Source organism: Nonomuraea lactucae (assembly GCF_003313395.1).
GTDB lineage: Bacteria > Actinomycetota > Actinomycetes > Streptosporangiales > Streptosporangiaceae > Nonomuraea > Nonomuraea lactucae.
This window is the reverse complement of record NZ_QNFZ01000149.1, coordinates 1-8587: the sequence shown is the minus strand read 5'-3', so window position 1 is coordinate 8587 and position 8587 is coordinate 1. Positions and strand designations below refer to the sequence as shown.

At 72.9% G+C, this 8587-nt stretch carries 7 protein-coding genes; 4 read left to right on the top strand and 3 right to left on the bottom strand.

Annotated features, from left to right (window positions below; all coding sequences use genetic code 11):
- Positions 1-225 precede the first annotated feature (225 nt).
- Positions 226-744 (bottom strand): TetR/AcrR family transcriptional regulator, encoded by a 519-nt coding sequence (locus DQW85_RS10125; protein WP_113700098.1) that lies wholly within the window; start codon positions 742-744, stop codon positions 226-228.
- A gap of 99 nt (positions 745-843) precedes the next feature.
- On the opposite strand from DQW85_RS10125, the gene DQW85_RS10120 reads away from it, so the two are divergent.
- A complete protein-coding gene (locus tag DQW85_RS10120) occupies positions 844-1962 on the top strand; it encodes a cysteine desulfurase family protein (RefSeq protein WP_113700099.1) in 1119 nt (372 codons plus the stop codon).
- A 115-nt stretch (positions 1963-2077) separates the two neighbouring features.
- On the opposite strand, the gene DQW85_RS10115 is transcribed toward DQW85_RS10120, so the two are convergent.
- On the bottom strand, positions 2078-3130 hold the full coding sequence (locus tag DQW85_RS10115; RefSeq protein WP_113700097.1) for a DUF695 domain-containing protein: 1053 nt from the start codon (positions 3128-3130) through the stop codon (positions 2078-2080).
- Positions 3131-3238: 108 nt separating this feature from the next.
- Between DQW85_RS10115 and mnmA the strand changes: the two genes are divergently transcribed.
- Positions 3239-4297 carry a tRNA 2-thiouridine(34) synthase MnmA gene (gene mnmA, locus DQW85_RS10110; protein ID WP_205315019.1) on the top strand — a complete coding sequence of 353 codons (1059 nt, stop codon included), beginning with the start codon at positions 3239-3241 and terminating at the stop codon, positions 4295-4297.
- Positions 4298-4316: 19 nt separating this feature from the next.
- Here mnmA and DQW85_RS10105 read toward each other — a convergent pair whose 3' ends face one another.
- On the bottom strand, positions 4317-4949 hold the full coding sequence (locus DQW85_RS10105; protein WP_113700095.1) for an MBL fold metallo-hydrolase: 633 nt from the start codon (positions 4947-4949) through the stop codon (positions 4317-4319).
- 23 nt (positions 4950-4972) lie between these two features.
- On the opposite strand from DQW85_RS10105, the gene DQW85_RS10100 reads away from it, so the two are divergent.
- Positions 4973-5965, top strand: coding sequence for a methionine synthase (locus tag DQW85_RS10100; protein WP_113700094.1), 993 nt, complete (start codon positions 4973-4975; stop codon positions 5963-5965).
- Positions 5966-6128: 163 nt separating this feature from the next.
- Entirely contained in the window at positions 6129-8312 is a 2184-nt protein-coding gene (gene ligA, locus DQW85_RS10095; protein WP_113700093.1) for an NAD-dependent DNA ligase LigA, read from the top strand.
- The last annotated feature ends 275 nt before the right edge of the window (positions 8313-8587 follow it).

The window sequence follows — 8587 nt, the reverse complement described above, 5'->3', positions numbered from 1 at the left end:
CGCAGGCCGGGGCAGGCAGGGGCAGGCCGGGGGTGAGGGCCTGGGGGCCGGGCGATCGTGGCCGCTCGGGGGCGCGGGCCACGGAGCAGGCGCGTGCGGCTCCCGGCTCTCCATGGCCGGTGTCCCGGACGCGCTGACCGTGACGCCGCGTCCTCGTGCGCCTGTGGCCCTGCCGGTCCGGTGTCGCCTTCTCGCCGCGGGCAGGGGTGCGCCCCGCCCGCCGCGTTATGGCATGGCCTCCGGTTTCAGCAGCGCCATGAGCCGGTCTTCCAGGGCCCGCAGGTCGCTCTCGGTGTTGAGGTCCGGGTCGTGGCTCGCCACGTCCCAGAGCCCCTCGCACGCCAGCCGTACGATCTGCGACGCCAGCGGGTCGGGCTCCTCGCTCAGCCCCTCGCGATGCCATCGGGTCATGGCCTCGCGCAGCGGCGCGAGCAGGAACAGGTTGCCCGAGGCGCCCGTGACGACGGCCCATCGTCGCAGCCTGCCTGAGCGCACCGAGGCCAAGGTGGCCCTGAGGTGGCGCTCGGTGTAGGTCTCGCCCGGCTGCTCGGCCATGAGCTGGTCGAAGTCGTCGATGAGCCGCTCGACCATGCCTTTGATCAGGGCTTCCTTGCTGCTGAAGTGATAGAGGAGGCCGCCCTTGCTCACGCCTGCCCGGTCGGCGACGGCGGCGAGCGTGAGCGCGGCCGAGCCCTGGTCGCAGAGCAGAGCCTCCGCGGCGTCCAGTAGCTCGTCCCTTCTCATGTCCTCAACTGTACCGTCCGGACGGTACAGTCGCAAACGAGATACCCTTGCCAGGTGAGCAGACCGTCCGCCTATCTCGATCACGCGGCGACCACTCCCATGCTTCCCGAGGCGATCGAGGCCATGACGGAGCAACTCGGCCGGGTGGGCAACGCGTCCTCACTGCACGCGGCGGGACGGCGGGTGCGCAGGGTCGTCGAGGAGGCCCGCGAGACGATCGCCGACGCGCTCGGCGCGCGGCCCAGCGAGGTGGTCTTCACCTCGGGCGGCACGGAGGCCGACAACCTCGCGGTCAAAGGACTCTACTGGGCGCGCGGCCCCCGCAAGCGCATCCTTCTCAGCTCCGTCGAGCACCACGCGGCGCTCGATCCGGCCCACTGGCTGGCCGACAGCCAGGGCGCGCGGGTGGAGCTGCTCGACGTCGACGAGTCCGGCCGGCTCCACCCCGACACGCTGCGCGCCGCCATCGCCGACGACCCCGACAGCGTGGCCATGGTCAGCGTCATGTGGGCCAACAACGAGGTCGGCACCATCCAGCCCGTCCACGTCCTGGCGGCCGTCGCCCACGACCACGGCATCCCGTTCCACACCGACGCGGTGCAGGCGGTCGGGCAGCTCCCTGTCTCGTTCGCCGACTCCGGCGCCGACGCGCTCACGCTCAGCGGGCACAAGATCGGCGGGCCGATGGGCGTGGGCGCGCTGCTCCTGGCGAGAGGGCTGACCCCGGTGTCCGTTCAGCACGGCGGCGGCCAGGAGCGCGACGTCCGCTCCGGCACGCTCGACGCGCCCGCCATCGCCGGGTTCGCCACCGCGGTGCGCATCGCGGTGAAGAAGCAAGAGGAGCACCGCCGCCGCCTCACGGAGCTTCGCGACGAGCTCATCGAGCGCGTACGGCAGGCGGTGCCCGGCGTGGTGCTCAACGGCGACCCCCGCCACCGGCTGCCCGGCAACGCGCACTTCTCGTTCCCCGGCTGCGAGGGCGACGCGCTGCTCATGCTGCTCGACGCCAAGGGCGTGGAGTGCTCGACCGGCTCGGCCTGCTCGGCGGGCGTGGCCCAGCCGTCGCACGTGCTGCTGGCCATGGGCGCGGAGGCGGCCTCGGCCAGGGGGTCGCTCAGGTTCACGCTCGGCCACACCTCGACAGGCGACGACATCGACCGCCTGATCGAGGTGCTCCCCGCGGCCGTCGAACGCGCCCGCCGAGCCGGCCTCACCTGACACCCGGCCGCCCACCCCGGCCGCGGAGACCCGGCCACCCCGGAGGACTTGACCACCCCGGACGACCCGGCCACCCCCGGACGACCCGGCGCGTAAGGCGGGCGGGCGGCGTGCGTCAGGTCACGAACGCGATGACCGCGCTCCAGGCCGGATCGCTCGTCACGTCGACCCGCGCCTTGCCCTCCTTCCAGCCCACCGCGAGCTCCTCGGCCCGGGTCGCGGCGTCGCCGTCCGGATCGGCGTAGAGGTGGACGATGCGGTGTCCCTCGGCGCTCAGGTGAACGGCGAGGACCGCCTCGTCGCGTGCCTCCAGGAGCCACGCGGCCAGCCGCTCGTCGAAGTCGCGCAGGGCCGCGACGGACTCGCCGCCGGGCAGGCCGGACTCGTCGCGGTGCGCGTACGGCAGCGTGATGGAGATGTGCCGGTCGAACAGCGGATGGTCGACCGGGCGCAGCGGGAAGCGGGCGGTGGCGACCAGCGGCGCACCCCCGGCGGTCTGCCCCTCAAGGAGCGCCCACTGCTCCTCGTCGTAGCCGGAGGCCAGATCGGCGACCACGGCGGGCAGGTGCGCGGCGGCCACCGCGTCGATCGGCTCGTGGGTCGCGGGGGTGATCTCGCCCACCCAGCGGGCCACGTCGTCCTCGCCCAGGACCCAGTCGAGCGCGAGCAGCGTCGCCTCCATCCGGGTGTCCTCGTCGAGCTCGCCGAAGATCGGATGGTAGGCGGCCACGTCCACCCGCGGCGCGCCGCGCGGCACCCGCAGCCCCAACATCACCTTGTCCAGCGCGAACTCGAAGCCGCCCACGTCGAACGTGAGCTCCCCCGCGCGGGGGTTGGCCTGGCGCGACGGGTGGAACTCCCACAACAGGTCGACGGGCGGGGCTGCCCTGGCCCACCGGTGGGCCAGCGGGCGCAGCTCGGCGTCGCCCGCGGCGGTCACGACCAGCGCGTGCGCGGCCTCGCGGCCCGGGGCCACCTCCCAGACCAGATCGGGATGCACCGCGCTCACGGCCGGGGCGAGCAGCTCCGCCAGCCGTTCCACCTCGCCCTCAGCCACCATGGCGTCGATCCGGGGTCTCGCGCCCTCCCACCACGTCCAGAACCCGGCGATGCCGCCGCCCGGCTCGCCCGCCTCGTCCTCGTCGCCCTTGCGGCCGAACAGTCGCATAGCCGTGCATCCTTCCAGAACGCGGGGCGGCGCGCCCACAGCGCGGGACAGCGCGCCGAGCGGTGTCCCGCGAGGCCACTCTCCACCGGACAGTACTCTGGAATGGTCATGGGACTCCGTGTGCTTGCCGCCATGTCCGGCGGCGTCGACTCAGCCGTGGCCGCCGCTCGCATCGCCGAGGCCGGTCACGACGTCACCGGCGTGCATCTCGCCCTCTCGGCCAACCCCCGGTCACACCGCACGGGGGCCAGGGGCTGCTGCACGATCGAGGACTCGCGCGACGCGCGACGCGCCGCCGACGTGATCGGCATCCCGTTCTACATCTGGGACATGGCCGAGCGTTTCCAGCGCGACGTGGTCGAGGACTTCGTGGCCGAATACGCCGCGGGCCGCACGCCCAACCCGTGCCTGCGGTGCAACGAGAAGATCAAGTTCGCGGCGGTGCTCGACCGGGCGCTGGCGCTCGGGTTCGACGCGGTGGCGACGGGTCACCACGCCAGGCTGGTCGACGGCGTGCTGTCCAGGAGCGTCGACCACGGCAAGGATCAGTCGTACGTGCTGGGCGTCCTCACCCGCGAGCAGCTCCGCCACGCGATCTTCCCGCTGGGCGACTCCACCAAGGCGGAGGTGCGCGCGGAGGCCGCCCGCCGCGGTCTGACCGTTGCCGACAAGCCCGACAGCCACGACATCTGCTTCATCGCCGACGGCGACACGCGGGGCTTCCTGGCCGAGCGGCTCGGCTCGGCCGAGGGGCGCATCGTCGACGAGTCGGGCGAGGTGGTCGGCGCCCACCAGGGGGCCCACGGGTTCACGGTGGGCCAGCGCAAGGGGCTGCGCATCGACCGTCCGGCCGCCGACGGCAGGCCGCGCTACGTGCTGTCGATCGAGCCGGTGTCCAACACGGTCACCGTCGGGCCGCGCTCGGCGCTGGAGGTCACCTCCATCACGTGCGGCCCTCCGGTCTGGAACGGCCCGGCCCCGTCCGGCGACCTGACCGTGCAGCTCCGCGCCCATGGCGAGGTGTACGGGTGCCGGTTCGAGGAGTCGGGCGGCGAGCTGCGCATCGAGCTCGACCGGCCCGCCACGGGGGTGGCCCCGGGCCAGGCGGCGGTGCTCTATTCGGGCCCGACCGTCATCGGTTCGGCCACGATCTCCCGCGCCGCCTGACCCGCCCCGCCCGGTGGGGTCAGGCCAGGGTGACCGACTCGCCCGCGGCCAGCCGCCGCATGTCGGCGCCCTGCTTGTCGGCCTCCAGCTTGAGCCAGTTGTCCACCAGCGACAGCCCGATGTCGTTCAGCAGCCCGTCGTGCGTCGAGTAGGCGCGGGCCGGGCGCACGGTGCGCAGGTATTCGATCGTTTCGGGGAGCTTCAGCCACGGCGCGTTGGTGGGCACCAGCAGCGTCGGCACCTCCGTGTCGGGCACCGTCAGGGCGTCGCCCGGGTAGAAGAGCTCGTCGTCCAGCATGAAGCCGACGTTCTGCACGATCGGCATGTCGGGGTGGTTCCTGGCGTGCCACTCGCCGTACACCCTGACCGCGAACCCCGCCGCGGCGAAGTCGTCGCCGTGCCGCACCACCTGGACCTTGGCCGGGATCCCGCCCAGCTCCCCGGCGACGCCCTCGCACGTCCACACCTCCAGGTCGGGCGAGGCGGACCTCAGGCGCTCCACGTCGAGGTGGTCGAAGTGCTGGTGGGTGACGAGCACCGCGTCGGCGCCGTCCAGGGCCTCGGCCTCGCTGAACGTGCCGGGGTCGATGACGAGGACCCTGCCGTCCTTCTCCAGCCGTACGCACGCGTGACCGTACTTGGTGAGCCTCATCTTCGAGAGCCTACGCTTGTCCCATGTTGACGTGGGAAGCCACCGGGATCGGGTCGCATCCCGGACAGGATCATCTGGAGGCGGCACGGGTCGTCTTCGGCGAGGTGCCCGGCCTGCCGTACCTGCCCGAACTGCCCGCGAGAGGCGTCGGCGCAGACATGGTCGGACGGACGGCGGCGCTGCTGGTCGACCTGGCGGTGGAGGTGCAGCCGTCGGGATGGCGGCTGACCGACCGGCCCGGCCGCGACCACCAGCGGGCCGCCGACCATCTCAGGCGCGACCTCGACGGCCTGGAGGAGGTCGGTCACGCCTACGAAGGGCCGCTGAAGCTGCAGGTGTGCGGGCCGTGGACGCTGGCGGGCACGATCGAGCTGCGCCACGGCGACAAGATCCTCTCCGACCACGGCGCCGTACGCGATCTGACCGCCTCCCTCGCGCAGGGCGTCGGCGACCACGTGGCGGAGGTGCTGCGGCGCCTGCCCGGCGTCACCGAGATCGTGCTCCAGCTCGACGAGCCCCGCCTGCCCGGCGCGCTGGCGGGCACGGTGCCGACCGCGTCCGGGTTCGGCCGGCTGCCCGCCGTGGAGGCGTGGCGGGTGGAGGAGTCGCTGCGCCCCTTCCCTGACCTCGTCGTGCACTGCTGCGCGCCGTCGGTGCCGTACGACCTGCTGCGCCGGGCCGGCGTGCGCGGCGTGTCCGTGGACGCCTCCCTCATCAGGCGGCGCGACGAGGACGCCATCGGCGAGGCGGTCGAGGCGGGGCTGCTGATGTTCCTGGGGGTGGTGCCGGGCACGGACACCCGGCTGCCCGGCGTGGACGTCGTCGCCAAACCGGCGCTGGAGCTGTGGCGGCGGCTGGGCTTCTCGCCCGACCGGCTGGCAGAGCAGGTCGTGCTCACCCCGGCGTGCGGGCTGGCCGGGGCGTCGCCGGCGTACGCCAGGGCGGCGCTCGCCGCCTGCCGGAAGGCGGCGCGGGTGCTCAGGGAGGACCCCGAAGGCGGGTCGGGTTCCGGCTGAGGCGTTGTCGGGCCGGCGTTGCTGGACTGGCATCGTCGGGCCGGCGTTGCTGGACTGGCATGGCCGGGCCGGCTCTGCCGGGCTGGCTTTGTCGGTGCTCGACGATAGCGTTTCCTCAGGTGGCGGAGGGTTTCCTCTGGTGGCGGACGGAAGGAGAGGTCGCGTGAGCGAGCCTAGCGTCGAGGGCGTGCCGGTGGCGGCGCTGAAGCGGCATGCGGAGCTGTGCGAGCTGGTGGAGGAGGCCCGCTGGCGCTACTACGTGCTCGACCAGCCCACGGTCAGTGACGCGGAGTTCGACGGCTGGTTCAACGAGCTGCTCGCCCTGGAGGCGGAGCATCCGTCGCTCCAGACGCCCGACTCGCCGACGCAGAAGGTCGGCGCGCCGGTCTCGGGCGACTTCGCCAAGGTCCAGCACCTCGCCCGGATGGAGAGCCTCGACAACGCCTTCAACGCCGAGGACATGACCGCCTGGCAGACCCGGGCCGAGCGGCTGGCCGAGGGCGAGCCCGGCCCCTACCTCGTCGAGCTGAAGATCGACGGCCTGGCCGTGGCGCTCGTCTACCGTGACGGCAAGCTGGAGCGCGGCGCCACCCGCGGCGACGGGCGCATGGGCGACGACGTGACCGCCAACGTCCGCACGATCAAGGGCGTCCCCCACCGGCTCCGCGGCGACGACGTGCCCAGCCTCGTGGAGGTGCGCGGCGAGGTCTACATCCCGGTCGAGGACTTCAAGCAGCTCAACGAGCAGCTCGTCGAGCAGGGCAAGCCGCCCTTCGCCAACCCGCGCAACTCCGCCGCCGGCACCCTGCGGCAGAAGGACCCGCGCATCACCGCCCAGCGTCCCCTGCGCATGATCGTGCACGGGGTCGGTGTCTGGGAGGGCGCGACCGCGCCGCGCGCGCAGTCGGAGGTCTACGACCGGCTGCGCGAGTTCGGCCTGCCGGTCAGCGACCTCTACAAGGTGGTCGGCAGCCTCGACGAGATCAACGAGTTCATCGAGCACTACCGCGTCCACCGGCACGACCCCGCCTACGAGATCGACGGCGTCGTGGTCAAGATCGACGACTTCCGCACGCAGCGCGAGCTCGGCTCCACCTCGCGGGCCCCGCGCTGGGCGATCGCCTTCAAATACCCGCCCGAAGAGGTCAACACCAAGCTGATCGACATCCAGGTGGGCGTCGGCCGCACCGGCCGGGTCACCCCGTACGCGGTGATGGAGCCCGTCGTCGTCGCGGGCTCCACGGTCGAGCGGGCCACGCTGCACAACGCCGCGATCGTGCTCAAGAAGGGCGTGCTCATCGGCGACACCGTGGTGCTGCGCAAGGCCGGCGACGTCATCCCCGAGATCGTCGGCCCGGTGGCGGCGCTGCGCGACGGGTCCGAGCGCGAGTTCGTCATGCCCACCCGCTGCCCCGAGTGCGGCACCGAGCTGGCCTACGAGAAGGAGGGCGACGCCGACCTGCGCTGCCCCAACGCCCGCGGCTGCCCCGCGCAGATCCGCGAGCGCCTCTACTTCGCCGCCGGGCGCTACGCCCTCGACATCGAGGGGCTCGGCTACGTCGCGGCCACCGCGCTCAGCCAGCCGCTCCCGCCGCAGCGACCGGTCGTGCGCACCGAGGCCGACCTGTTCGAGCTGACGCTGGAGGAGCTCATCCCGATCAGGTCCGTGGTGCGCGACATGGACACCGGCCTGCCCAAGATCGACCCGAGGACGGGGGAGGAGAAGGTCGTCTCGTTCTTCTCCAACGTCAACGGCGAGCCCAGCCAGAACGCGCTCAAGCTCGTCGACGAGCTGGAGCAGGCCAAGCAGGTGCCCCTCTGGCGCGTCCTGGTCGCCCTCTCGATCCGCCACATCGGCCCGCCCACGGCCCGCCTCCTGGCCGACGAGATGCGCTCGATCGACGCCATCATGAACGCCTCGGAGGAGGAGCTGGCCGCCGTCAAGGGCATCGGCCCGCGGGTGGCCGCCACCATCAGGGAGTGGTTCGAGGTCGACTGGCACCGCGACATCATCGAGCGCTGGCGCGCGGCCGGCGTCCGCATGGAGGACGATCCGGCTCCGGAGAAGGGGCCGCAGACCCTCGACGGCCTCACCTTCGTCGTGACCGGCACGCTGGACGGCTTCACCCGCGACGGGGCTGCCGAGGCGTTGACCAGCAGGGGCGGCAAGGTGGCCAGCTCGGTGTCGAAGAAGACGTCGTTCGTGGTCGTGGGGGAGAACGCCGGGTCCAAATACGACAAGGCCGTGAGCCTGGGCATCCCGATCCTGGACGAGCAGGGCTTCGAGGTGCTGCTCAAGGACGGCCCGGAGGCGGCCTCGGCGGTGGCGGTGACGCCGGAGGGGTAGCCGGGGGCGCGACAGGTGTGACGGGGCCGCCCGTACTAGCAGTGTGCCCGTCCCCGTGCGGTGGGGCCGTTCCCGTGGGGTGCGGACGTGCGGGGCGGGGAGGCCGTGGGGCCTGGGGGCCAGAACGGGTTCGTGGTATGGCAGGTCGGTCCCCAAGGCGGGCGACGGGGCGGGGCGTGCGGGGTGGATAGAAGCGTGGGGCGGCGGGGTGGTCCCGGAGGCGGGTGCGTGTGGGATGGGGGGCGGTTCTGGAGTCGGGGGTCGGTTCCGGGGGC

Bases quoted from the DNA above. Each gene is read 5' to 3' on its own strand.
- DQW85_RS10125 (WP_113700098.1), bottom strand. From the start codon at position 744: ATGAGAAGGGACGAGCTACTGGACGCCGCGGAGGCTCTGCTCTGCGAC.
- DQW85_RS10120 (WP_113700099.1), top strand. From the start codon at position 844: ATGCTTCCCGAGGCGATCGAGGCCATGACGGAGCAACTCGGCCGGGTG.
- DQW85_RS10115 (WP_113700097.1), bottom strand. From the start codon at position 3,130: ATGCGACTGTTCGGCCGCAAGGGCGACGAGGACGAGGCGGGCGAGCCG.
- mnmA (WP_205315019.1), top strand. From the start codon at position 3,239: ATGGGACTCCGTGTGCTTGCCGCCATGTCCGGCGGCGTCGACTCAGCC.
- DQW85_RS10105 (WP_113700095.1), bottom strand. From the start codon at position 4,949: ATGAGGCTCACCAAGTACGGTCACGCGTGCGTACGGCTGGAGAAGGAC.
- DQW85_RS10100 (WP_113700094.1), top strand. From the start codon at position 4,973: ATGTTGACGTGGGAAGCCACCGGGATCGGGTCGCATCCCGGACAGGAT.